Annotated in this window: 14 protein-coding genes and 2 pseudogenes; 8 read left to right on the top strand and 8 right to left on the bottom strand. The window is 62.9% G+C overall.

Features of this window, described 5'->3' with window-relative positions:
• Nucleotides 1–79 precede the first annotated feature (79 nt).
• The gene (locus B0G74_RS03495) at nt 80–1,126 is read right to left on the bottom strand and encodes a sugar ABC transporter substrate-binding protein (protein ID WP_106283663.1); all 1,047 of its coding nucleotides are present in this window, start codon (nt 1,124–1,126) and stop codon (nt 80–82) included.
• A 255-nt stretch (nt 1,127–1,381) separates the two neighbouring features.
• On the opposite strand from B0G74_RS03495, the gene B0G74_RS03505 reads away from it, so the two are divergent.
• From B0G74_RS03505 to galU, 5 genes and pseudogenes are all read left to right on the top strand, one after another.
• Nucleotides 1,382–2,263: a MurR/RpiR family transcriptional regulator gene (locus tag B0G74_RS03505; RefSeq protein ID WP_132373667.1), complete on the top strand. Its 882-nt coding sequence runs from the start codon at nt 1,382–1,384 to the stop codon at nt 2,261–2,263.
• Complete coding sequence (gene iolG, locus B0G74_RS03510; protein WP_132373668.1) at nt 2,256–3,284, top strand: inositol 2-dehydrogenase; 1,029 nt, start codon at nt 2,256–2,258, stop codon at nt 3,282–3,284. Before B0G74_RS03505 ends, iolG begins: the two co-directional genes overlap by 8 nt.
• A pseudogene (locus B0G74_RS03515) lies at nt 3,284–4,329 on the top strand (Gfo/Idh/MocA family oxidoreductase). The gene iolG and the pseudogene B0G74_RS03515 overlap by 1 nt, the downstream one beginning before the upstream one ends.
• A gap of 878 nt (nt 4,330–5,207) precedes the next feature.
• Nucleotides 5,208–8,087, top strand: coding sequence for a valine--tRNA ligase (locus B0G74_RS03525; protein WP_132373669.1), 2,880 nt, complete (start codon nt 5,208–5,210; stop codon nt 8,085–8,087).
• Between the two features lie 70 nt (nt 8,088–8,157).
• Nucleotides 8,158–9,040 (top strand): annotated as a pseudogene (gene galU / locus B0G74_RS03530) (UTP--glucose-1-phosphate uridylyltransferase GalU).
• A 113-nt stretch (nt 9,041–9,153) separates the two neighbouring features.
• Here galU and B0G74_RS03535 read toward each other — a convergent pair.
• A complete protein-coding gene (locus B0G74_RS03535; RefSeq protein ID WP_026225937.1) occupies nt 9,154–9,381 on the bottom strand; it encodes a sulfurtransferase TusA family protein in 228 nt (75 codons plus the stop codon).
• Between the two features lie 205 nt (nt 9,382–9,586).
• Here B0G74_RS03535 and B0G74_RS03540 point away from each other — a divergent pair, with 205 nt between their 5' ends.
• The gene (locus B0G74_RS03540) at nt 9,587–11,938 is read left to right on the top strand and encodes a UvrD-helicase domain-containing protein (RefSeq protein ID WP_132373670.1); all 2,352 of its coding nucleotides are present in this window, start codon (nt 9,587–9,589) and stop codon (nt 11,936–11,938) included.
• Nucleotides 11,935–12,729, top strand: a complete 795-nt coding sequence (locus B0G74_RS03545) for a 5'-methylthioadenosine/adenosylhomocysteine nucleosidase (protein WP_132373671.1) — start codon at nt 11,935–11,937, stop codon at nt 12,727–12,729. Before B0G74_RS03540 ends, B0G74_RS03545 begins: the two co-directional genes overlap by 4 nt.
• A 73-nt stretch (nt 12,730–12,802) precedes the next feature.
• On the opposite strand, the gene B0G74_RS03550 is transcribed toward B0G74_RS03545, so the two are convergent.
• Together B0G74_RS03550 and B0G74_RS03555 are read right to left on the bottom strand one after the other, a co-directional pair.
• Nucleotides 12,803–14,707 carry a propionate--CoA ligase gene (locus B0G74_RS03550; protein ID WP_132373672.1) on the bottom strand — a complete coding sequence of 635 codons (1,905 nt, stop codon included), beginning with the start codon at nt 14,705–14,707 and terminating at the stop codon, nt 12,803–12,805.
• A 259-nt stretch (nt 14,708–14,966) separates the two neighbouring features.
• Nucleotides 14,967–16,229, bottom strand: a complete 1,263-nt coding sequence (locus tag B0G74_RS03555; RefSeq protein WP_132373673.1) for an MFS transporter — start codon at nt 16,227–16,229, stop codon at nt 14,967–14,969.
• Nucleotides 16,230–16,729: 500 nt separating this feature from the next.
• Between B0G74_RS03555 and B0G74_RS03560 the strand changes: the two genes are divergently transcribed.
• Entirely contained in the window at nt 16,730–18,403 is a 1,674-nt protein-coding gene (locus tag B0G74_RS03560) for a methyl-accepting chemotaxis protein (protein ID WP_132373674.1), read from the top strand.
• A 49-nt stretch (nt 18,404–18,452) separates the two neighbouring features.
• On the opposite strand, the gene B0G74_RS03565 is transcribed toward B0G74_RS03560, so the two are convergent.
• The 4 genes from B0G74_RS03565 to B0G74_RS03580 form a co-directional block, all read right to left on the bottom strand.
• The gene (locus tag B0G74_RS03565) at nt 18,453–19,523 is read right to left on the bottom strand and encodes a hypothetical protein (protein WP_132373675.1); all 1,071 of its coding nucleotides are present in this window, start codon (nt 19,521–19,523) and stop codon (nt 18,453–18,455) included.
• A gap of 557 nt (nt 19,524–20,080) precedes the next feature.
• Nucleotides 20,081–20,956, bottom strand: a complete 876-nt coding sequence (locus B0G74_RS03570; RefSeq protein ID WP_132373676.1) for an HlyD family secretion protein — start codon at nt 20,954–20,956, stop codon at nt 20,081–20,083.
• A gap of 13 nt (nt 20,957–20,969) precedes the next feature.
• Nucleotides 20,970–21,170 (bottom strand): DUF1656 domain-containing protein, encoded by a 201-nt coding sequence (locus B0G74_RS03575; RefSeq protein WP_012433767.1) that lies wholly within the window; start codon nt 21,168–21,170, stop codon nt 20,970–20,972.
• A complete protein-coding gene (locus B0G74_RS03580; RefSeq protein WP_132373677.1) occupies nt 21,160–23,367 on the bottom strand; it encodes an FUSC family protein in 2,208 nt (735 codons plus the stop codon). The genes B0G74_RS03575 and B0G74_RS03580 overlap by 11 nt, the downstream gene beginning before the upstream one ends.

Genomic DNA, 23,367 nt, shown 5'->3' on the forward strand with positions numbered 1-23,367 from the left:
TGAAATGCGCGGTGGCGGCGGGCGGCCCGCCTGTATCGAAGCGGTGCCCGCCGTGCGCGTGACTAACTAGCGTAAAGAATCAGCGGTACTGACCTGCGTACTTGATAACCTTGTCGAGGTTTTCCTTAGTGATGAAACCCGGGCCCGAGCGAATGTTCTTCGGCCCATAAGAGGGTGCGAGGCCATAGGTTGCGAGCCGTTCCTTGAACTTCGGATTGGCTTCGAGAATCTGGCGGATCTTCGCGGGGTCGGTGGTGTGCTCTTTCTTCACGATCGCCAGCACCGCCACGGGGATGTAGCCCTGCAGGTACGGCTGCTGGTCGATGGCGAACTGGATCGTGCCGTTCTGGATCGCCTTGGCGATGTCGTCGGAGAAGTCGAACGTGCAGAAGTAGATCTTGCCCGCCAGACCCATTTGCGTGACCGCTTTCAGCGTGGCCGAAGCCGGGGTCGGTCCGAGCGTCAGGATCGCGCCGGTGTTCGGGTGGTTGCGCAAATACGCGCTGACCTTCGATTGAATCTCGGTCGGATCCTGGCCGGAGTCGATAGTGGAAGCCTTGTAGTCGACGCCGAGCGCTTCGGCGAAACCACGGCAACGGTCGAACGACACCGTATTGGTGGCGATGTGGTTCACGCACAGGAACGACTTCACGCCCGCGGCCTTGGCTTTCTCGCCGGCCGCTTTGCCCGCGACGTATTCGGGTTGACCCACATGCATGATCGCGCCGAGCTGCGCGCTCTGTTCCTCCGTGCCCGAATTGATCGTGACGAGCGGAATCTTCTTCGCGGTCACCTTGTTGATCGAGCTTTTCAGCACGTCGAAATCGGCGATGGTGACGATCACGCCGTCGTAGTTGCGCGCGGCCGCCTGCTCGATCAGACGCGACATGTCGGCGATGTCGCCGTTCGGCGGATTGCGGTAGTCGGTCTCGACGTTGAAGTCCTCGTCGGCCTGTTTGATGGCGTTCTTGATGGTGTTCCACCACGAATCCGAATCCGGCGCGTGGCTGATCAGCACGAAGTGAGCGTCAGCCGCGCGGGCGGCCGAGGCCGCGCCGAATCCCGTCGCCAACGTCAGTGCCGTCACCAGAATCCTGAGCGTAGCCTTGCCCTTGCAAAGTCTCATTGTCTCCACCTTTCTCGGTATGTCGTTTTTGAAGGGAGCGTCTGGCCAACCCGGGTGTTGCCACCAAAGCACCATCGCTCACGACCAAGATTAGGCGATCTTCCAAGTCGTTGCAATGAAAATTTCATTACAAATAAAAATAGAAAATACGTTCCATTTGACAGGGCGCCTGCCTATAATCGGCAGCGTCAGGAGGCCGTGCGGCGGGCGTTCGGAGCGTCTGCGGCACTGCAATAAAGCACCCGAGAGAAAGCCATGGCGGAAGAGAGCACCGAGGAATTGCCTAGCGTCGAAGAATTGATGCAGCGCATCGCGGAAAACTACGACGCGTTGCCGCGTCAGTTGAAGAATGTCGCGACCTATATCGAGCAGCATCGCTCCAGCGTGATGGTGGATCGCACCAGCGACATCGCCGCGAGTTGCGGCGTGCATCCGTCCGCCGTGGTGCGTTTTGCGCAGCGCTTCGGTTTTTCCGGTTTCTCCGATCTGCAGGCGGTGTTTCGGCAGGCTTACACGGGTCAGGGCAGTTCGTCGCCGAGCTATCAGCAGCGCATTCGCAAGCTGATCGACGAGAAGCCGGGCGCGCTGTCCGGCGGCTCGGTGGCGCGCGAGTTCATCGCGGCCTCGCGCGGCGGTCTCGAAGAACTGGAGGCGGGGCTCGACGACAAGGAGTTCGACGCCGCCGTGAAGATGCTGCAGCAGGCCGACAACATCTACGTGATCGGCGTGCGGCGCTCGTTTCCGGTGGCGAGCTATATCGTCTACGCGCTGCAGCACACGCCTAAGCGCGTGCACCTGGTGTCCGGTTTCGGCGGCATGTATCGCGAACAGATTCGCAGTGTGAAAAAGGGCGACGTGGTGATCGCGATCAGCTTCGCGCCCTATGGTAAAGAGACGCAGTATTGCTTGCGGGTCGCGCATCATCACCAGGCCAGGACGCTGGTTATTACGGATAGCCAACTATCTCCGCTCGCGCGTTATGCAACCACGCAACTGTATGTGAAAGAGGGCAGCGCGTTCGCGTTTCGCTCGCTGACCAGCACGATCTGTTTGTGCCAGGCGTTGTTCATCGCGCTCGCGTACAAGCTCGAATTGAATGTTGAAGAATCCAAAGACACTGGAGGATACGATGACTGATGGGGCAAATCAGGCGGCAAAGACGATCGACGTCGCGGTGTTCGGCGCGGGGCGCATCGGCAAGATTCATGCGGCGAATCTTGCGCGGCAGCCGGGCGTGCGGCTCAAGTACGTGGTCGACGTGAATCGTGAGGCCGCCGCGGCGCTCGCCGCCGAGCACGGCGCGCAGGTCGCGGATATCGACGGCGCGATGGGCGATGCGTCGATCGGCGCAACGGTGATCTGTTCGAGCACCGACACGCATGCCGATCTGATCATGCAATCCGCCGCGCAGAAGAAGCATGTGTTCTGCGAGAAGCCGGTCGATCTGACGCTGGAGCGCGCGCGGGCTTGCGCGGCAGCGGTGGAGCGCGCGGGCGTGGTGTGCATGATCGGTTTTCAGCGGCGCTTCGATCCGACGTTCTCGGCGTTGAAAGCGCGGCTCGACGCTGGCGAAATCGGCACGCCGGAAATGCTGGTGGTGACGAGCCGCGATCCGGGGGCGCCGCCGGTCGAGTACATCAAGCATTCCGGCGGCATTTTCAAGGACATGCTGATTCACGATTTCGACATCTTCCGCTGGATTCTCGACGACGAGGCCGACACGCTGCACGCCACCGGCAGTTGTCTGAGCGACCCGGCGATCGCCGACGCGGGCGATATCGATTCGACCGCGGTGACGATCCGCACGAAGCGCGGCCGCCTGTGCCAGATCAATACCGCACGGCGCGCCGCATACGGTTACGACCAACGCTTCGAAGTGCTGGGCAGCACCGGCATGCTGCAGGCGGGCAATGTGCGGCCCACGGAAGTCACGGCGTATTCGAAAACCGAAGTGTCGAGCGACGTGCCGGAAGCGTTTTTCCTCGAACGTTACCGCGCGGCTTACGCGCATGAAATCGCGCATTTCTTCGATGCGGTGACACATGGCAAACCGGTGCGCACGACCGTCGCCGACGGCTTGAAAGCGCTTGAACTCGCCGAAGCGGCGACGCGCTCGTGGCGCGAGGGCCGTGCGATCAAACTCGGCGAGGCGTCGTGATGGCGGCCGCCGCGGCGCGGGTTCGTGTGGGCGTAGTCGGCCTCGGGCGGCTCGGCAAGCGGCACGCGGAGAATCTCGCGTATCGCGTGCCGGGTGCGTCGCTCGTGGCGGCTTGCAGTCCGGTGGAGGAGGAGCGGGCGTGGGCGCGGGAAGCGTTGCCTGCGCCGCGACTGTACGAGGATTACGCAGAGTTGCTGGCTGATCGCGAGGTGGATGCGGTCTGGCTCGTCACGCCGTCTTCGTTGCACGCGCAGCAGATCGTCGACGCGTTGCGGGCCGGCAAGCATGTGTTCTGCGAGAAGCCTTTGTCGCTGGATCTCGCCGAGTGCGAGAGGGTGCTGGCCGAGGCCGCGCGCTATCCGCATTTGCAGGCGACCATCGGTTTCATGCGGCGCTTCGATCCGAGTTACAAGGACGCGTTCGACAAGATCGAAGCCGGCAAGATCGGCCGGCCGTTTCTTGTGCGCTCGCAGACCGCGGATCAGAACGATAGCGATGGTTTTTTTGTGCGTTTCGCGGCGACGTCTGGCGGGATTTTTCTCGATTGCACCGTGCACGATATCGATGTGGCGCGCTGGCTGCTGGGTAAGCCGCGTGCAAAACGCGTGTTCGCCGCGGGCGTTGCCGCGATGCATGAAGGCTTGCGTGAGTTCGGCGATGTCGATAACGGTGTCGCGATCTGCGAGTTCGAAGACGGCAAGCTGGCCATGTTTTATGCGTCGCGGACGCAGGCGCATGGTAATGACACGCATAGCGAAGTGATCGGCACGGCTGGAGCGCTTGCTATTGGACGTAATCCGCGGGCCAATCGGGTTGAGATTTATGATGCCACCGGGATTCGGAATGAATGTACGGCGAATTTTTTTGATCGTTTCGAGGAGGCGTTTTTGTTTGAGGCTAGGGCGTTTGTTGCGGCGGTACAGGGGGGACCGGTTCTTCTTCTGCTGCGCGGGCTGGGGCTACGCTTGCTGATGCGTTGGAGGCTACGCGGATTGGGGTTGCGTTGCGGGAGTCTTTGTTGAAGGGGGAGGCGGTTGCGTTGTAGGTTTGGGCTGTTGTTCTTTGCGTTTTGGCCTTTCCTTGAATTCTTTGTGGTCTATTGGCGTAGCCCCTGTGCGGGGCGGCACTCCCTTTCTTTGCCGCCGCAAAGAAAGGAAGCAAAGAAAGCGGCTTCACACCGCCAGCTTGTAAGCGGGGCCCTCGCGCAGCCACGGTAGTGGTGCATCTGGAATCGGTCTTTTCGCACATTCCGCGCTGTGACAAGGGCGTCATACTTCCGGCGGCGCTGCGCGCGCCGTCGAGGTCGTTCAGCAAGTCGACTGTGTTTTGAGCTCGACGTCGTTCAGCAGACCGTCTGCGTTCCGTGCTCGACGAGCCTTCATCGAGACGTTGGCGTTTTTTTCCCCACCTGGCGCGGCTCGCGGCCTTTTTTCGTCCGAGCCATTTCCCGCGCTGGAAGACATTCCCGTGGCGCCTTAAACCCACCGGCCGTTTCGCGGCATCGCCGAGGCGAAGCCGACGGCTCCCACCACGCACCCACTTGTTTTCAGACCGACCGTTCCGGCGAGCGCGAAGCGCGAAGCGGGAGGTATGACTGCCTTGTCGCAAGCGCTGAATGTGCGAGGTGACCGATTCCAGATGCACCATTGTCCCCTCCAAGCCGGGGGACCCGCTTATAGGCTGGCGGTGTGAAGCCGCTTTCTTTGCTTCCTTTCTTTGCGGCGGCAAAGAAAGGGAGTGCCGCCCCGCACAGGGGCAACGCTAATAGACCACCAGGAACTCAAGAAAAGGCCACCCCCAAAAGCCCCATCCACCAAAGCGCCGCAGGCAAAAAAGCCACCCGATCAAATCCCCAAAAATCCCCCACCGCCAGGCGCCGCTTATAATCGACCATTCCCAGCATTCACCAGCCGAACCGACACAATGAGCGAGACCCCGAGCGACACCACCTCCACGCTTGCCAAAAGCTTCGAGCCCCACACCATCGAAGCCCACTGGGGCCCCGAATGGGAAAAGCGCGCCTACGCGACGCCCTCCATCGAGGAAAACCGGAAAGATTTCTCCATCCAGCTGCCGCCGCCGAACGTCACGGGCACCCTCCACATGGGCCATGCCTTCAACCAGACGATCATGGACGGCCTCACCCGCTATCACCGCATGCTCGGTGAAAACACCCTGTGGGTGCCGGGCACGGACCACGCGGGCATCGCCACGCAGATCGTCGTCGAGCGCCAACTGGACGCGCAAGGCGTCTCGCGCCATGACCTCGGCCGTGAAAAGTTCGTCGAACGCGTCTGGGAATGGAAGCAGGAATCCGGCTCGACCATCACGAACCAGGTGCGGCGTTTGGGCGCCTCGATCGACTGGTCGCGCGAATACTTCACGATGGACGACAAAATGTCGGCCGCCGTGCGCGATGTCTTCGTACGCCTGTATGAACAGGGCCTGATCTATCGCGGCAAGCGCCTCGTGAACTGGGACCCGGTGCTGCTCACCGCCGTCTCCGACCTCGAAGTGGTCAGCGAAGAAGAAAACGGCTCGCTCTGGCACATCCAGTACCCGCTCACGGATGGCTCGGGCCATCTGACGGTCGCCACCACGCGCCCGGAAACCATGCTCGGCGACACCGCCGTGATGGTCCACCCGGAAGACGAGCGCTACGCGCACCTCATCGGCAAGACGGTCACGCTGCCGCTGTCGGGCCGCGAAGTGCCGATCATCGCTGACGACTACGTCGACCGCGAATTCGGCACCGGCGTCGTCAAAGTCACGCCCGCGCACGATTTCAACGACTATCAGGTCGGTCTGCGGCACAAGCTGCCGCAAATCGAAATCCTCACGCTCGACGCCAAAATCAACGAGAACGCGCCGGAAAAATACCGCGGTCTCGACCGCTTCGCAGCCCGCAAGCAGGTGGTGGCCGACCTCGAAGCGCTCGGCGTGCTCGAATCGGTCAAGCCGCACAAGCTGATGGTGCCGCGCGGCGACCGTACCGGCGTCGTGATCGAGCCGATGCTGACGGACCAATGGTTCGTCGCGATGAGCAAGCCGGCGCCGGAAGGCACCTTCAATCCGGGTAAATCGATCGCCGAAACGGCGCTCGACGTGGTTCGCAGCGGCGAAATCAAGTTCGTGCCGGAAAACTGGACCACCACCTACTACCAGTGGCTCGAGAACATTCAGGACTGGTGCATCTCGCGCCAGCTCTGGTGGGGCCATCAGATCCCGGCGTGGTATGGCGAAAACGGCGAAATCTTCGTGGCGAAGACCGAAGAGGACGCGCGCGCCAAGGCCGCGGCGGCCGGCTACACGGGCGCGCTCAAGCGCGACGAAGACGTGCTCGACACGTGGTTCTCGTCTGCTCTGGTGCCGTTCTCGTCGCTCGGCTGGCCGGATGAAACGCAGGAACTGAAGCACTTCCTGCCGTCGTCGGTGCTGGTCACCGGCTTCGACATCATCTTCTTCTGGGTCGCGCGGATGGTCATGATGACCACGCACTTCACCGGCCAGGTGCCGTTCGACACGGTGTACGTGCACGGACTCGTACGCGACGCCGAAGGCCAGAAGATGTCGAAGAGCAAGGGCAATACGCTCGACCCGATCGATATCGTCGACGGCATCGGCCTCGACGCGCTGGTCGCCAAGCGCACCACCGGCCTGATGAATCCGAAACAGGCCGCGTCGATCGAAAAGAAAACCCGTAAGGAATTCCCCGACGGCATCCCCGCGTTCGGCACCGACGCATTGCGCTTCACGATGGCCTCGATGGCCACGCTCGGACGCAACGTCAACTTCGATCTGGCGCGCTGCGAAGGCTACCGCAACTTCTGCAACAAGCTGTGGAATGCCACCCGTTTCGTGCTGATGAATTGCGAAGGCCACGATTGCGGCTTCGGCAAGCCGGAACAATGTGGCGAATGCGGTCCGGACGGACATCTACATTTCTCGCAGGCCGACTTCTGGATCGTTTCACGTCTGCAGCGCGTGGAAGCGGAAATCGCCAAGGGTTTCGCCGATTATCGTTTTGACAATGTGGCCAACGCCCTATACAAGTTCGTATGGGACGAATACTGTGACTGGTATCTCGAACTCGCGAAAGTTCAGATCCAGACGGGTCAGCCGAACCAGCAGCGCGCAACACGCCGCACGCTGCTGCGCGTGCTCGAGACGGTGCTGCGACTGGCGCATCCGGTGATTCCGTTCATCACCGAGGCGCTGTGGCAAAAAGTGGCGCCGCTGGCCGGGCGTTATCCCGAGGGCAAAGCCGAGGGCGAAGCGTCCATCATGGTGCAGCCTTACCCTGTTGCCGAACCGTCGAAAATCGATGAAGACGCGGAGCAGTGGGCAGCCGACCTGAAAGCGGTGATCGATGCGTGCCGGAATCTGCGTGGCGAAATGAATCTGTCGCCGGCGGTCAAGGTGCCGTTGCTCGCTACCGGCAATGCGGAGCGCCTGCGCACGTTTGCTCCGTACGCCCAGGCGTTGGCCCGTTTGTCCGAAGTTCAGATCATTGCCGACGAGGCAAGCCTGGACGCGCAGGCAGATGGCGCGCCAATTGCTATCGTAGGGAACGACAAGCTCGTGCTGAAGGTCGAAATCGACGTGGCAGTGGAGCGGGAGCGGTTGTCGAAGGAGATTGCACGGTTGAGCACGGAAATCATCAAGTGCAACGGCAAATTGCAGAATGAAAGTTTTGTTGCAAAGGCACCGCCGGCAGTCGTTGAGCAGGAGCAGAAAAGACTGGCAGAATTCGAAGCGACGGTGGGCAAGCTGAAAGCCCAGCTGGCGCGCTTGCCGGTCTGATCATGCTCCGTGTCCGCCCCAAGAGGCGGGCAAGGACCGATAGCTAATCCAGAGGATTCAGGGTAATCACATGCTAAAAGTTACAAAGGCGGTTTTTTCCGGTAGCAGGTCTTGGCACCCGGTTCCTCCCTGCCACGAAGGCTAGCCCGAAAGAGATGCTCCCGATTGTCGACAAGCCACTGATCCAGTACGCGGTCGAAGAGGCAATGGCAGCCGGCATCACCGAAATGATCTTCGTCACGGGCCGCAGCAAGCGCGCGATCGAGGACCACTTCGATAAGTCATATGAAATCGAGGCGGAACTCGAGGCGCGCGGCAAGGACAAGCTGCTCGAACTGGTGCGCAGCATCAAGCCGAGCCATGTGGACTGCTTCTACGTGCGTCAGCCGGAAGCGCTGGGCTTGGGCCACGCGGTGATGTGCGCCGAAAAGCTGGTGGGCGACAATCCGTTTGCCGTCATCCTCGCGGATGACTTGCTGTACGGTACGCCGCCCGTCATGACGCAGATGATCGAGGTGTTCGACCACTATCACAGCTCGGTGATCGGCGTCGAAGAGATTCCGGCTCAGGAAACCAAGTCGTACGGCATTGTCGACGGCAAGGAGTGGGAAGACTCGATCATCAAGATGTCGGGCATCGTCGAAAAGCCGGAGCCGAGCTTGGCGCCGTCGAATCTCGGCGTGGTCGGCCGGTATGTGCTGAAGCCGCGCATCTTCGAACATCTGCGCGCGCTGAAGCCGGGCGCGGGCGGCGAATTGCAGCTGACCGACGCGATCCAGTCGCTTCTGGCCGACGAGCAGGTGCTGGCGTACAAGTATCACGGCACGCGTTTCGACTGCGGCAGCAAGCTGGGTTATCTGAAGGCGACAGTCGAGTTCGCCTTGCGTCACCCGGAAGTGGCCGCCGATTTCGAAGAGTATCTGCGTACTCGTTCGCCGGTGCTGGAAGGTTGAGCGGGCTTCTGCCGCCAGCATTCCGGAAGCGTTGAACCGAAGTAAGAGGCGCTGTGCCCGCGAACGCGGGGCACAGCGCCTTTTTTGTTGGAGCGTGAATCAGGACACGGGCTTCAGCGACGCCTCATCAGGAAGGTGAAGACCTTGTCGTGCGCGGAGCTCTCGACGATTTCATTGCCGGTTTGCTTGGCAAACGCGGCGAAATCGCGCTGTGAGCCTGGATCGGTGGCGAGCACCTTGAGAATCTGGCCGCTTTCCATGTCGGCGAGCGCCTTCTTGGCGCGCAAAATGGGCAGCGGGCACATGAGCCCGCGTGCATCGACTTCCTTGTGAATCTGAATTTGCATCGACGACGACCTTCGGGGACTGGGCGTCTGTTTTGACGCCGAAGGGTCAAATTCTACCGCAGGCTTAGCGTGGTTGCCCGGGCGGCGGTTTTCTTGGGGTGTCGGCCTTTCCTTGAGTCGATGATGGTCTATCGGCCCCAAAAAACCCTACCCCCTCCGGGGCATATAATGTCGAACGAACTGCCGCCCCTCCCAAAAAATGCCCGATCTGCTAGCCAATCTAAACCCCGAACAACACGCCGCCGTCACGCTCCCCAACGAGCCCGCGCTCATTCTCGCCGGCGCGGGCAGCGGCAAGACCCGCGTTCTGATCACGCGCATTGCGTGGCTCATCCAGCATGGACTGGCGTCGCCCGCCACGATTCTGGCGGTGACCTTCACCAACAAAGCGGCCCGCGAAATGATGTCGCGTTTGTCGGCGCTCCTGCCGATCGACACGCGCGGCATGTGGATCGGCACCTTCCACGGTCTGTGTAACCGCATGCTGCGCGCGCATCATCGCGACGCGGGCTTGCCGGCCACCTTCCAGATTCTCGATACCGCCGACCAGCTGTCCGCGATCAAGCGTCTGATGAAGGGCCTCAATATCGACGACGAAAAGTACCCGGCGAAAAATCTCCAGTACTTCATCAACAACGCGAAGGAACAAGGCCTGCGGCCGAAAGACGTCGACGCCACCGACAACTTCAACCGCAAATTCGTCGAACTCTACGAAGCCTACGACCAGCAATGCCAGCGCGAAGGCGTGGTCGACTTTCCGGAACTGCTGCTGCGCTGCTACGAACTGCTCGCGCACAATCCGCCGCTGCGCGCCCACTACCAGGCGCGCTTCAAGCACATTCTGGTCGACGAGTTCCAGGACACCAACAAGCTGCAGTACGCGTGGCTCAAACTGCTGGCGGGGCAGACCAACTCGATTTTCGCCGTCGGCGACGACGACCAGTCGATCTACGCGTTCCGCGGCGCGAACGTCGGCAATATGCGCGACTTCGAGCACGAGTTCAGCGTCCGCCATCTGATCAAACTCGAGCAGAATTACCGCTCGCACGGCCATATTCTCGACGCCGCCAATCAGCTCATCGCCAACAACTCGCGCCGTCTGGGCAAGAATCTGCGGACCGACGCGGGTCACGGTGAACCGGTTCGCGTGTATGAATCCGCGACCGATTCGCAGGAAGCCGGCTGGATCGTCGAGGAAATCAAGGCGCTGATCAGCACCGGCACGTCGCGCAGCGAAGTGGCGATTCTCTACCGCAGCAACGCGCAGTCGCGCACGATCGAACACACGCTGGTCAACGCGGGCATCGCGTACCGCGTGTACGGCGGCTTGCGCTTTTTCGAGCGCCAGGAAGTCAAGCACGCGCTCGCCTATCTGCGCCTGATCGACAATCCGAACGACGACACCGCGTTCGCCCGCGTCGTCAATTTCCCGACGCGTGGCATCGGCGCGCGCTCCATCGAGCAACTCGCGGACGCGGCGCGTCTGTACAACTGTTCAATGGCCGCGGCGATTCCGTATGTGGCGGGCAAGGCGGGTTCGAGCCTTGCGGGCTTCGCGAACCTGATCGGCAAGATGCGCGCGGAAACGCAGCAGATGAGCCTGCCGGAAACCGTCGAATACGTGGTTCGCACGAGCGGTCTCGCGGAGTTCTATCAGAACGAGCGCGAAGGCCAGGACCGGCTGGAAAACTTGCAGGAACTGGTCAACGCGGCCGCCGCGTTCGTCAGCGAAGAGGGCTACGGCATGGACACGCCGGCGCGCTCCATTCCACTGCGGCCGGGTGCGACCGCCGCGCCTGAACTGGCCGTCGCCACCGACGATCCGAACACCGTCGTGCTCGACGCGCCCGGCATCGCCGATCCGGCGCAAAACCCGGACACGATGACGCCGCTCGCCGGTTTCCTGTCGCACGCATCGCTCGAAGCGGGCGACAACCAGGCGCAAGCCGGCCAGGAAGCCGTGCAACTAATGACGGTGCACGCCGCCAAGGGCCTCGAGTTCACGGCGGTGTTCATCACCGGTCTGGAAGAGGGGCTGTTCCCGCACGAAAACAGCGCGATGGAGTCAGACGGTCTGGAAGAGGAACGCCGCCTGATGTACGTGGCGATCACGCGGGCCAAGGAGCGGCTGTATCTGTCGTTCGCGCAAAGCCGCATGCTGCACGGCCAGACGCGTTACAACATCCGCTCGCGTTTCTTCGACGAACTGCCGCAGGAAACGCTCAAGTGGCTTACGCCGAAGGTCGAGGCGGGCGCGCGCTGGGGCGGCCGTTCGGACAACGCGGGTTATGGGCGCGACTGGTTCGCGCGGCCGGGTTATACGGGGGCCGCGTCGTCGACGCCGGCGCCGTTGCCCGCGTTCGCGAACGAACAGCGTGCGGCGGAAACGGGTTTCCGCGTCGGCCAGCAAGTGTTCCACACCAAGTTCGGCGAAGGCACGATCACCGCGCTGGAAGGCGGCGGCACCGATGCGAAGGCGCAGGTCAAATTCAAGCGGCACGGCGAGAAGTGGCTGGCGTTGGCGGTTGCTAAATTGCAGGCGGTGGAATGAGCGGGGCGAATGCTGCCGTGCCGGTGTCACATCGGCCGCTCGGGATTCTGGCGGCATTACCGCAAGAACTCGGCGATCTGATCGAAGCGATGCGCGCCGAGTCGGGCGTGCGCACCATCACGCATGGTCAGCGGGACTATCACCTCGGCACCGTCCACGGCGCGCCGTGCGTCGTGACGCTGGCGCGCGTCGGCAAGGTCGCGGCGGCGGCCACGGTCAGCGCGCTGATCCATGCATTCGACGTGGAAGCGATCGTCTTCACCGGTGTGGCCGGCGGTGTGGGGAGCGAGGTGCGGGTGGGTGACATCGTCGTCGCCGACGCGCTGCTGCAGCACGATCTCGACGCGTCGCCGCTGTTTCCGCGTTTCGAGGTGCCGTTGCTGGGCATCTCGCGATTCGACGCCGATGCGGCGCTCGCCGATCAGCTCGCCGCAGCCTGTGAGCGCTTCGTCACGGAGGAGGGCGTGGCTTCGGCGGCGCGTTTCGGCACGCGCGAGCCGCGTGTGCATCGCGGTTTGATCATCAGCGGCGATCAGTTCGTGGCTAGCGCGGCGGGCGTGCAGGCGTTGCGCGACGCATTGCCAGATGCGCTCGCCGTGGAGATGGAAGGCGCGGCGATCGCGCAGGTCTGCTACGAGTACGGCGTGCCGTGCGCGGTCGTGCGTACCGTCTCGGATACCGCCGACGATCACGCGCCCGAGTCTTTCGTGTCGTTTCTCACGGACATCGCCGGGATGTATTCGAACGCGATTCTGACGCGGTTTCTAGAAGCGCGCAGTTCGACGGCCTGACGGCCGGCGTCGAGGGGCGCGTGTCGGCGCATTCACTACGACACGCGCTTTAGCCACGCCGCCACTTTGCAAACTACTTCTCCCCGCTGTCACTCAACGCCTCGCGCACCTGCTGCAACGCCGCCGGATCTTCAATGGTCGGCAGATCGCCTGGCTCGCGTCCTTCCGCGAGCGCCGCGATCGCGCGGCGCAGCAGCTTGCCGGAGCGCGTCTTCGGCAGCATCGACACCACCACGACCCGTGACGGCCGCGCAATCGCACCAAGCTGGCGATCCACCGTCGCCGTGAGTTCGGCTTCCAGCTTGCTGCGCTTCTTCTTGTCCGCGTAGGCCTGCGCGTCACGCAGCACCACGAAGGCCATCGCCGCCTGCCCCTTCAACGGATCCGTCACGCCGACCACCGCCACTTCCGCGACGGCTGTGTGGCTCGACAACGCTTCCTCGATCTCGCGCGTGCCGAGCCGGTGTCCGGCGACATTGATCACGTCATCCGTACGGCCGAGGATCGTCACGTAGCCGTCCTTGTCCTGCACGCCCCAGTCGAAGGTCGAATAGACCTGCTGGTTCGGAATGCTCGACCAGTACGTGCTGACGAAACGCTTGTCGTCGCCCCATACCGTCGACATGCAGCCCGGCGGCAGCGGATAGTCCAGCGTGAGCACGCCCTTTTCGCCGGGCGGGCAGGGCTCGCCGCTCAGTTCGTTGCGCAAGGTCAGATTGAACCCGGCCGACGGCACGCCCGGCGAGCCGAGCTTGGTGGGCAGCGCCTCGACGCCGCGCGGGATCGCCAGCATCGGCCAGCCGGTCTCGGTCTGCCAGTAGTTGTCGATCACCGGCTTGCCGAGCGCGCCGGCGATCCACGCGGCGGTCGGCTCGTCGAGCGGTTCGCCGGCGAGGAACAGCGCGCGCAGGCTCGACAGATCGGCTTTCTTCAGCAGCGCCGGATCCTGCTTTTTCAGCACGCGTAAGGCGGTCGGCGCGGTGAACATCAGATTGATCCGGTGATGGGCGACGAGGCGCCACCAGATGCCGCCGTCCGGACGGATCGGCGTGCCTTCGTACATGACGGTGGTAAGACCCGCGATCAGCGGCGCGTAGACGATATAGCTGTGGCCGACCACCCAGCCCACGTCCGACGCGGTGAACATCACGTCGCCCGCCTTGCCCTGAAAGATGTGTTCCATCGATGCCGCCAGCGCGACCGCGTAGCCGCCGACGTCGCGTTGCACGCCCTTCGGCTTGCCGGTCGTGCCCGACGTGTACAGCACGTAGGACGGCTCGTTCGATTCGAGCCACTCGCACGGCACGTGGGCGTCGAAGAACTGTTCGCGCAGTGGTTCGTAGGCGACGAGATAACTGGCGTTGAGCCGCTCGGGCGCGAGTTGCCGGTCGATCAGCAAGACGTGCGGCGTTTTGTGCTTCGCGCGGGCGAGCGCTTCGTCCATCAGCGGCGTGTAGTCGATCACCTTGCCGCCGCGCGCGCCGGCGTCGGCGGTGACGATCAGCACGGGCTTCGCGTCGTCAATGCGGGCCGCGAGATTCGGCGCCGCGAAGCCGCCGAACACCACCGAGTGAATCGCGCCGAGGCGCGCGCAGGCGAGCATCGCGAACAGGGCCTCGGGGATCATCGGCAGATAGAGCAGCACCACGTCGCCGCGCTTCACGCCGAGCGAGCGCATGACCGCGGCCATCCGATTGATCTCGCCGTAAAGCTCGGCGTAGGTGTAGCGGCGCTCGATGCCGGTTTCCGTCGAGACATACACCAGCGCGTTCTGCTGCGCGCGCTCAGCCAGATGACGATCCACCGCGTTATGGCACAGGTTCGTGCGGCCGCCGACGAACCAGCGCGCGAACGGCGGATTCGACCGGTCGAGCACGGTGTCGAACGGCGTTTGCCAATGGATGCGCCGCGCCTCGTCGCGCCAGAATGCCTCGGGGTCTTCGATCGAACGGCGGTGGAAGTCGCGATAGCTTGTCATCTGCGGCGATCCTTCTGCTGCGTGAGTGAACGGATGTCGGGTCGTGCGGCCGCGTGACGCGGCGCGAGAGCAGGGCGTGTGTCCGCACAAGCATAGAGCAGGCGTGGCTCGGCGGACAACGCGGGTTCACCATGAGCGATGCGGGGCGCCGTCCGGCGCGGCGATGAGCCGCACACGCCGCGCTCGCCAGGTTCGCGCAAAGACAAAGAAAAAGGCGCCGAAGCGCCTTTCTCTCATCAGACCCGCGATCGCACGGCCATCACGCCTTTGCGCGCTTGCCTTCCACATCCGGCAGGAACACCGTCAACACGCCGATCAGCGGCAGGAACGAGCAGACCTTGTACACGTACGTGATGCTGGTGGCATCGGCCAATTGCCCGAGGACCGCCGCGCCGATCCCGCCCAAGCCGAACGCAAAGCCGAAGAAGAGGCCCGCGACCATGCCCACCTTGCCGGGGATCAACTCCTGCGCGTACACGAGGATCGCCGAGAACGCCGAAGCCAGCACCACGCCGATGATCACCGTCAGCACGCCGGTCCAGAACAGGTTGGCGTACGGCAGCAGCAGCGTGAACGGCGCCACGCCGAGAATCGACACCCAGATCACGTACTTGCGGCCGATCTTGTCGCCGATCGGGCCGCCGATCATCGTGCCCGCCGCGACGGCCGCGAGGAACACGAACAGATGGACCTGCGCCGCCTGCACCGGCAGATGGAACTTGTCGATCAGATAGAACGTGAAGTAGCTGTTGATGCTGGCGAGATAGAAATACTTCGAGAACACCAGCAGGATCAGCACGCCCATCGCGAACATGACCTTGTTGCGCGACAGCGTGGCGTGACCGGCGACGCTGCGCGCCTTCTTCACCGACGGATGCTGCTTGTACCAGCGGCCGATCTGCGTCAGCACGACGATCGCGACGAGCGCCGCCACCGAGAACCACGCGATGCTGCGCTGGCCGTGCGGAATCACGATCAATGCGGCGAGCAGCGGCCCGAGCGACGAACCCGCATTGCCGCCCACCTGAAACAGCGACTGCGCCAGCCCGTGACGGCCGCCCGACGCCATGCGCGCGACCCGCGACGATTCCGGATGGAACACCGACGAACCGCAGCCGACCAGCGCCGCCGCCACCAGCAGCACGCCGAAGTTGGGCGCGACCGACATCAGCAGCAGACCCGCGAGCGTGAAGCCCATGCCGACGGGCAGCGAATAGGGCTTCGGATGCTTGTCCGTATAAGTGCCGACGAGCGGCTGCAGCAGCGACGCGGTGATCTGGTAAGTCAGCGTGATCAGGCCGATCTGACCGAACGACAACGAGAAGTTGTCTTTCAGCATCGGGTAGATCGCCAGGATCAACGACTGGATCATGTCGTTGAGCAGGTGCGAGAAGCTGATCGCGCCGAGCACGGAGTACACCGTGCGCTGCACTTTGGCGGCGGGTTGCGCGGCAGTGGCCGCGCCGGTTCCCGTTCCGGCTGGCGCGCCGGCGAGGGCGCTTTTATCGAGGCTCGTTTCCATACGCTAGATGAGAGAGAAGAAAGAGGGATCTGAAGCCGCCGGGCGCTATTCGAGCAACGTTTTCGGCGCTGCGGCATTTCGGCGCGGCATTTTGCGTCGTCAACTATTTGTCGAAGTTTAATGTGGCCTGACCGAATTGTAAGGACAAGTTTTGTCGCGAATCAGACATGCGCTGCTGATAAGGGCCAGAGACGCTGCGCCGAAACCGGGAACCGCGCGCACCTCGACGGTGCCGGGAGCATGCGTGCTGCCACGGCCACGCGCGGCTGGCAAGTCATCTGATATATCCCGACCGGCGATTTTTGGCCGTGTATAAAACGGTCGCGGGCGCGCGGCTTACAAAGCAGCGCGTCGAGGACCGGGCGACACATGTGGCGAAAGCGGCCGGCATTTCGCGAGCGACGTTAAAGATCGCGGACGTTCTTGCCGTAGACCCGGAGAGATAAGAAGCAATGCCGGAACCGACCTTTCCGGCAGTTCTAAACGTGGGGACGGGGAATATGAAAGCAGTTTCGCTGGGCAGCCAGACGGGCGCGGGATTCGTACCGGAGGGAGAAGCGGCGGGCAAGCCGCCGCGTGGCCAGAGCAGCCGCTCGCGGGCGGTGAGGCTCAAGGGTTTGTCGGTGAAGGCGATGTTGCGCCTCGCGTTTGCCGTGCTGCTGATCGGCACGCTATTGATCGGCGTGTTTTCGCTGACCCAGATCAGCCGTCTGAACGCGTCCACCCAATCCATCTACGATCAGGGGCACGTCGCCAGCCGCGCCGCGGAAGAAGCGCGCGGCCACATGCTGCGCGCGAGCCGCGCGCAAAAAATGCTGCTCACCGCGACCACCGCGAAAGAGCGCGACGAACTCGGCACCGATATCGAGGCGGGCCTGAGCGGTCTCGCCGCGCAACTCGGCACGCTGCAACAGTACGTCGACACGTCCGACGCGAAGGCCGTCGATCAGCAGAAGAAATTCGCCGCTGCCGTGACGGTGTGGAGCGGACATCTGCGCGACTTCGTGACGCTCGTGAAAGCGCAGCCGCTCGATTTATCGCAAATGAACTGGCAGGTCGGCACGCAGGACGTGTCGATGCTGGTTGAAACCGGCAAGCTGGAAAAAATGGTCGACGAACTCGTCGCGCAGCGCGGCAAGGCGGCGAAGGCGACCATCGAGGCGTCGGGCTTCATTTACCACTCGTCGTTCGTGATGATCGCGGTGGCGACGCTCGGGCTGATCGTGCTCGCGTTCGGCATCAGCGAGTGGGTGGTGCGGCGGCTTGCCGGCCAGCTCGGCGGCGAGCCGGCGTATGCGAAGGAAATTGCCAGCCGGATCGCGGCGGGTGATCTGTCGGTCGAGATCGCGCTGGGTCGCAAGGACAAGTCGAGCATGCTGTTCGCGCTGCACGACATGCAAAGCGGGCTCGCGACGACGGTCGCCGATATCGCGTCCAGCGCGGACGCGATTGCGACGGCGTCGGGTGAGATTTCGATGGGCAACCTGGACCTGTCGCAGCGCACCGAGCAGCAGGCGATGGCGCTCGAACGCACGGCTAGCAGCATGGAGCAGTTGACCTCGACGGTTCGCCAGAACGCCGATAACGCGAAGCAGGCGAGCACGCTGGCCAACAACGCGTCGGAGATCGCGGAGAAGGGCGGCGCCGTGGTGAGCCGCGTGGTCGCGACGATGAACGATATCAACGATAGCGCGCGCAGTATCGGCGACATCATTGGCGTGATCGAAGGGATCGCGTTTCAGACCAATATTCTTGCTTTGAATGCGGCGGTTGAGGCGGCGCGGGCTGGTGAGGAAGGGCGTGGTTTTTCAGTCGTGGCCGCTGAGGTGCGCAATCTGGCTCAGCGCAGTGCTGCGGCGGCGAAGGAGATCAAGGGGTTGATCAGCACGTCGGTGGAGCGCGTGAGCAATGGCTCGACCCTGGCTCAGGACGCCGGACAGACTATGGATGAGGTCGTCAAAGCCGTGAAGCGGGTGACCGACATCATGGGCGAGATTTCGGCGGCTTCTTCCGAGCAGAGCGCCGGGATCGAGGAGATCAATCTCGCCGTGACGCAAATGGATTCCGGGACGCAGCAGAATGCGGCATTGGTGGAGGAGGCTACGGCCGCTGCGAGGTCGTTGGACGATCAGGCGCGGGGTTTGAAGACGATGGTTGGGAAGTTCAGGTTGTAAGGGAAGGTCGCGCGCGGCCCTTCGTCGCGCGGCCCACCCTTTTAGACAATCAGAACGTGATCTTGAAAACCTGCGCACCTACGCCACGCGTGCCCGCATACAGATTGCCGGCGCTGTCGGTGGTCATGGACGTAATGAAGTCGGTCGAGTTGCTGAATGGGTAGGACACCATGCTGCCGTTGGCCGCAATCCGGTAGATGATTTGCACGCCCGCGGCGTAGACGTTGCCCTGGCTGTCCACCGCAATCGCACTACTGGCATTCGACAGCTTGCTCGCCACGGTCGTCACGGTGCCATCCGGCGCAATCTTGCGGACCGCGTCGAGACTTTTTACATAAAGGTCACCGCTGCTGTCGATCGCAAGATCGGGCGTTCCGTTGAATGAGAATGTCGCCGCGCTACCCACTCCGTCAACGTTGCCACTCGTACCGCTGCCGGCTAGAACCGTCCACGTGTTGCCGGCCAGATTGAACTTCACGATGCGGTTGTTTGCGGCATCGGCAAGAAACAGGTTTCCTTTGTTGTCCGCGACGAGGCCGCCTCCGCCAATGAGGCCGCCTCCGCCAACGAGGCCGGAACTGGCGGTGGCCCAGTTTGCGAATAGTTGCTGGTAGACGCCCGACGCCGTGAGTTCACTGAGCGATCCGCCCAATGTGAACGGCGATGTGGAAGTAAGCGTGGTGTTGCCTGAACCGTAGATGTTGCCGGCGGCATCGATTGCGACGCCGTCCCACTCGGCAGCGGACGATAGTGTGGTGACCACGCCGGACTGCGTGACTCGCCGCAGGGCTAGCCGGTCGGAGAGGACGATGTCGCCGGAAGCGTTCACGGTGAGATGGCCGCCTCCCCAGAGAACCGCGGCTTCGCCGGTTCCATCGACGGGGGACAGGTTTGTTGTGGGGGAGCCGGCCATGCTGACAGCCGTCAAGGCGGAGGTGGTAATGCCGTTACCCGTTGCCTGCGCGGTTGTCACGAGATTGTTTGCCGGACCCGTTGCATTCGCGGGCACAGTGACCTGCGCGCCAGTCTGTGTGTAGATGGTATTCGACGTTCCGCCGATCGTGACGACGTCGCCGTTTGGCGACGAAACAATCGTGCCGGCGGGAACCTGCACTGACATGTTTGCTGTCATGGTCCGGCTGGCGCCCGCCGCCAGCGTGGTCGGCGCTGCATTGGCGCTGCTCTCGGTATTGCCTGAAGAAGTTGTTCCCGCGCTGCCCCCGCAAGCACTTAACACGACGGACAGACCTAGTACGAAAACCCCGCGTGACATTTTCTGCATTCTTATATTGCCCTTTCAAATAGTCGCGGGCCGTCGAGGAGCGGCATTGGCGACAGTCGAACCGTGAGGAGCTCAGTAGCCCAGCCGGTAACAGCACGAACACACGAAGGCATCAGGGCTTATGCACGCGCTTTCGTACGCTTCGCAGCAGTGGCCTAAGGCAAGTCGCCGACGAGACTGAGTTTTCATTTTTATCAAGCCTTCAACGACTTGCCTGGCCCGCGATTGAAGGGCTGACAATGAAGGCGCGCACATCTTAGCGCCACTGCGACCGGCGAGCCACTTTTTCTTGCGCACCGGTCGAGTGTCTTCATTTCAGCCGTAATACGCGTGTCGGCAAGGGCGTGCCACCATGCCGCAAATCCCGCCGGTCATGCGCGCAACGACAAAACCGCTCAGCTCGACTTACCAGCCGATGGCGTCACCACAACCGTACAAGTAATCCCCGCGGCCAACACCACGTCATCCGGCACGGAATCAATCCTCACCCGCACGGGAACGCGCTGCGCGAGACGCACCCAGTTGAAAGTCGGATTCACATCTGCGAGCAGTTCACGACTTTCGGGATTATCCCGATCATAAATACCGCGAGAAATACTTTCGACGTGCCCTTGCAATGTGCCACCGCTCATCAGCCGAACCTCGGCCTTATCACCAATACGCACATGAGGAAGCTTGGTTTCCTCAAAATACCCATAAACCCAGAACGAGTGACTATCGACAATAGCCAGCTTAGCCGCCCCGGCAGTCGCATAATCCCCGCGAAACACGCTGAGGTTAGTGACATACCCATCAACCGGCGACACAACCCGCGTCCTCGAAAGATTCAATTTAGCCGCATCCAGAGCAGCCACAGCCTGCTGATAAGAAGCCTCCGCGGCCGAAGCCGTATGCGTTGCATTCTCACGGCTCTCCTTGGACACAACCAAAGCATCCATATCCGCCCGCCGCTGCGCATCATCGCGCTTCATCTGCAACTCGGCCTTTCGCGCAGCCACCGCAGCCTGCGCCTGCTCGACCGCAATCTCATAGTGCGAGGGATCGATCTGCATCAACAGATCGCCTTTCTTCACCAGTTGATTGTCCTTCACAGGCAGATCGACAACCGCGCCAGAAACATCGGGCGCGACGTTCACGATTTCGGCGCGCACGCGCCCATCGCGCGTCCACGGTTCGTCCATGTAATGAACCCACAAAACGCGTCCAATCAAAATCGCGACGATAAAAATAACGGCTGTCGCGACGAAGCCCACAATATTTCGGATGGTCATGTTTCGACTCTGATCAACGATAAACGGCGAGACCCAGCACGCCGCACACACAGACGAGCAAGCTGGCCCGGAACAAGGACGGATGCCACACCACGCGATACACGCCCGTATAGGCGATCACGCGGTCCAACACCCAGGTAAGCGCGGCGCCCGCGATGAACAGCAGCACGATGGCCGGCACGTAGGCGTCGAAAACGGCGATATCACGTGGCATGACGAACTCCTTCTGGCGCGTCGGCACGTCCGCTCATCAGCGGTTCAAGCGGCGATTGCGGATCGAGCAGCGCGGTACGAATGAAATGCAGTTGACTCAATATGCGTTGCAGTCGATGCCGCTCTTCACGCGGCGGCGTGAAGGTGGCGAGCATCTGCTGAACGGCGGCGATGGCGTCGGTGGTCGCGGCAAGCGCGCGGTCGAAGCGGTCTTCACGCGGCCGCTCGAATAGCGCGGCCAGCGCGTCGCGCATCGCACGTAACGCGACGCGCCACGGCATCGACTTTGCGTAGCGCGCGTCGGCGGGCAGCGCCGCTATTTCGCGGCGCAAGTCGATCATCGCGTTGCCCACTTCGAGCACCGAGAAGAGCCAGCGCAACGTGTCGCGTTTGAGCTCGGGTTCGTTCTGCGCGAGCGCGTTGATCTGGAACATCAGATCGCGCGCGCCGCTTTCAAAGCGCGAACGCACCCGGCGCATGCCCGCGCGGCTCGCCAGCACGACCTGGCGCCGCAGATCCACCAGCAGGCGGTTACGCAGCCACGGCGTCGAAGGCGGCAGCAACACCGCGAACGCGATCGACGACACCAGGATCGACAGCACCAGCGCCAGCGCATCGTTCATGAAGGCGCTCGGGTCGTAGTGAATCACGTTGTCTGGGCCGGCCAGGAAACAGAAGAAGATGCAGTAGCCGACACCGTAGCCGGCCAGCGCGGGCCGCGTCGTCATGAACACGCCGAGCAGCAGGAACGGCGTGAGCGCGGCGCACAGTAGCGGGAAGCCGTCGATGTGCGGAAACACGCCGTACACCGCGATCATGCCCATCACCGTGGCGGCCAGCGTGCCGGCCGCCATCTGGAACGCGGTGCGCTTCGGATTCGGCGACGACGACGCCAGCGCGCAAATGGCCGCGGCATTCAGCGTCAAGGTCGAACCGCTCGGCCACGCGGTCGCGATCCAGAAGGCGCCGAGCGCCATCATCACGATGGCGGCGCGCACGCCCGCGACGCCCGCGGCAAGCGCGTTCGTCTTCGGTTCGTAACGTTCGATCCAGCGCTCGCGCTCGTGCGTATCGACGGCGAGCGACGCGTACGTGGCGGCATAAGCATGCAAATCGTCGATGAAGCGGTACAGCAGTTCGGCGCCGGTGTCGAAGTCGAGCAGCGGCGTCTCGGGGTACGCTTCCAGCAGCGCGCGTGTCGCGCGCACGCGTTTGGGCAACTCGGCTTTGTAGGCTTCGAGCTGCGCGGCGGCGTGCGCGGCGTCGGCGGCACTCAGCACGGGTTCGCCGGATTTCGCGAGCAGCGGGGCGATTTCCTTGAAGTACGGCTCGAGTGCGTCGATCGCGGTGGCCGCGCCGCTCGTGTGTGTGTTGCGCAAGCGGTTCATCAACTGATGCAACGCGTGAAAGCGCGTCGACGCGGTCATGAACTCGCTGTTCAGACGCGCGAGACGGCCGCCGCGCATGCGCGAATCGGGGCCTTCGAACACGGCCACGCTGCGGGCCGCTTCGAAACCGACGATGTCGGCGACAAAGCGCGCGTTGGTCGCTTCGATCTGCGCGCGGTCGTTGCGGCCGGCGAGCGACGCCGACACATACTCGACGAACGCCGAGAAACGCGCGCGCACGGTGCTGCGCATCTGCAAGCCGGCGAACTGCGGAAACACGAGGCCGCTCACCGCGCCCGCGCAGACGATGCCGACCACCACTTCGGCCACCCGCGTGAGCGCGCTCAGAAACGCGCCGTCCGGATGTTGCGAAGCGGGGATGCCGATCAGCGCGGCGGTGTAGCCGGCCAGCACGAAACCGTACGACCGGAAATTGCGGTTGCGCGCGGCGCCCGCGGTGCAGATGCCGACCCAGATCGCGGTCGTGACGATAAACAGTTCCGGCTGCTGCGCGAACAGCCCGATCAACGCGAGCATCACGACGAGACCGACCAGCGTGCCGCAGATCCGGTAGAAGCTCTTCGCGAACACCATGCCGCTTTGCGGCTGCATCACGATGAACACGGTGGTCATCGCGGTGCGCGGCTGCGGCAGGTCGAGCTTCATCGCGACGCCGAGCGCGAGGAAGCAGGCGGCGAGCGCTTTGAAGAGGTAGATCCAGGTGAGGCCGTCGTTGCGCGCCCAGTCGGCGGCGGCCGCGTATAGCGCGGCGAACGACGCCGGGCGCGAGGCGGAAGAAGAGGCGGACAT

The sequence above is a fragment of the Paraburkholderia sp. BL9I2N2 genome, assembly GCF_004339745.1.
In the GTDB taxonomy this organism is placed as follows: Bacteria; Pseudomonadota; Gammaproteobacteria; order Burkholderiales; family Burkholderiaceae; genus Paraburkholderia.

Excerpts from the sequence above, each read along its gene's own strand:
- B0G74_RS03495 (WP_106283663.1), bottom strand. The coding sequence starts at position 1,126 with ATGAGACTTTGCAAGGGCAAGGCTACGCTCAGGATTCTGGTGACGGCA.
- B0G74_RS03505 (WP_132373667.1), top strand. The coding sequence starts at position 1,382 with ATGGCGGAAGAGAGCACCGAGGAATTGCCTAGCGTCGAAGAATTGATG.
- iolG (WP_132373668.1), top strand. The coding sequence starts at position 2,256 with ATGACTGATGGGGCAAATCAGGCGGCAAAGACGATCGACGTCGCGGTG.
- B0G74_RS03525 (WP_132373669.1), top strand. The coding sequence starts at position 5,208 with ATGAGCGAGACCCCGAGCGACACCACCTCCACGCTTGCCAAAAGCTTC.
- B0G74_RS03540 (WP_132373670.1), top strand. The coding sequence starts at position 9,587 with ATGCCCGATCTGCTAGCCAATCTAAACCCCGAACAACACGCCGCCGTC.
- B0G74_RS03545 (WP_132373671.1), top strand. The coding sequence starts at position 11,935 with ATGAGCGGGGCGAATGCTGCCGTGCCGGTGTCACATCGGCCGCTCGGG.
- B0G74_RS03550 (WP_132373672.1), bottom strand. The coding sequence starts at position 14,707 with ATGACAAGCTATCGCGACTTCCACCGCCGTTCGATCGAAGACCCCGAG.
- B0G74_RS03555 (WP_132373673.1), bottom strand. The coding sequence starts at position 16,229 with ATGGAAACGAGCCTCGATAAAAGCGCCCTCGCCGGCGCGCCAGCCGGA.
- B0G74_RS03560 (WP_132373674.1), top strand. The coding sequence starts at position 16,730 with ATGAAAGCAGTTTCGCTGGGCAGCCAGACGGGCGCGGGATTCGTACCG.
- B0G74_RS03565 (WP_132373675.1), bottom strand. The coding sequence starts at position 19,523 with ATGTCAGTGCAGGTTCCCGCCGGCACGATTGTTTCGTCGCCAAACGGC.
- B0G74_RS03570 (WP_132373676.1), bottom strand. The coding sequence starts at position 20,956 with ATGACCATCCGAAATATTGTGGGCTTCGTCGCGACAGCCGTTATTTTT.
- B0G74_RS03575 (WP_012433767.1), bottom strand. The coding sequence starts at position 21,170 with ATGCCACGTGATATCGCCGTTTTCGACGCCTACGTGCCGGCCATCGTG.
- B0G74_RS03580 (WP_132373677.1), bottom strand. The coding sequence starts at position 23,367 with ATGTCCGCCTCTTCTTCCGCCTCGCGCCCGGCGTCGTTCGCCGCGCTA.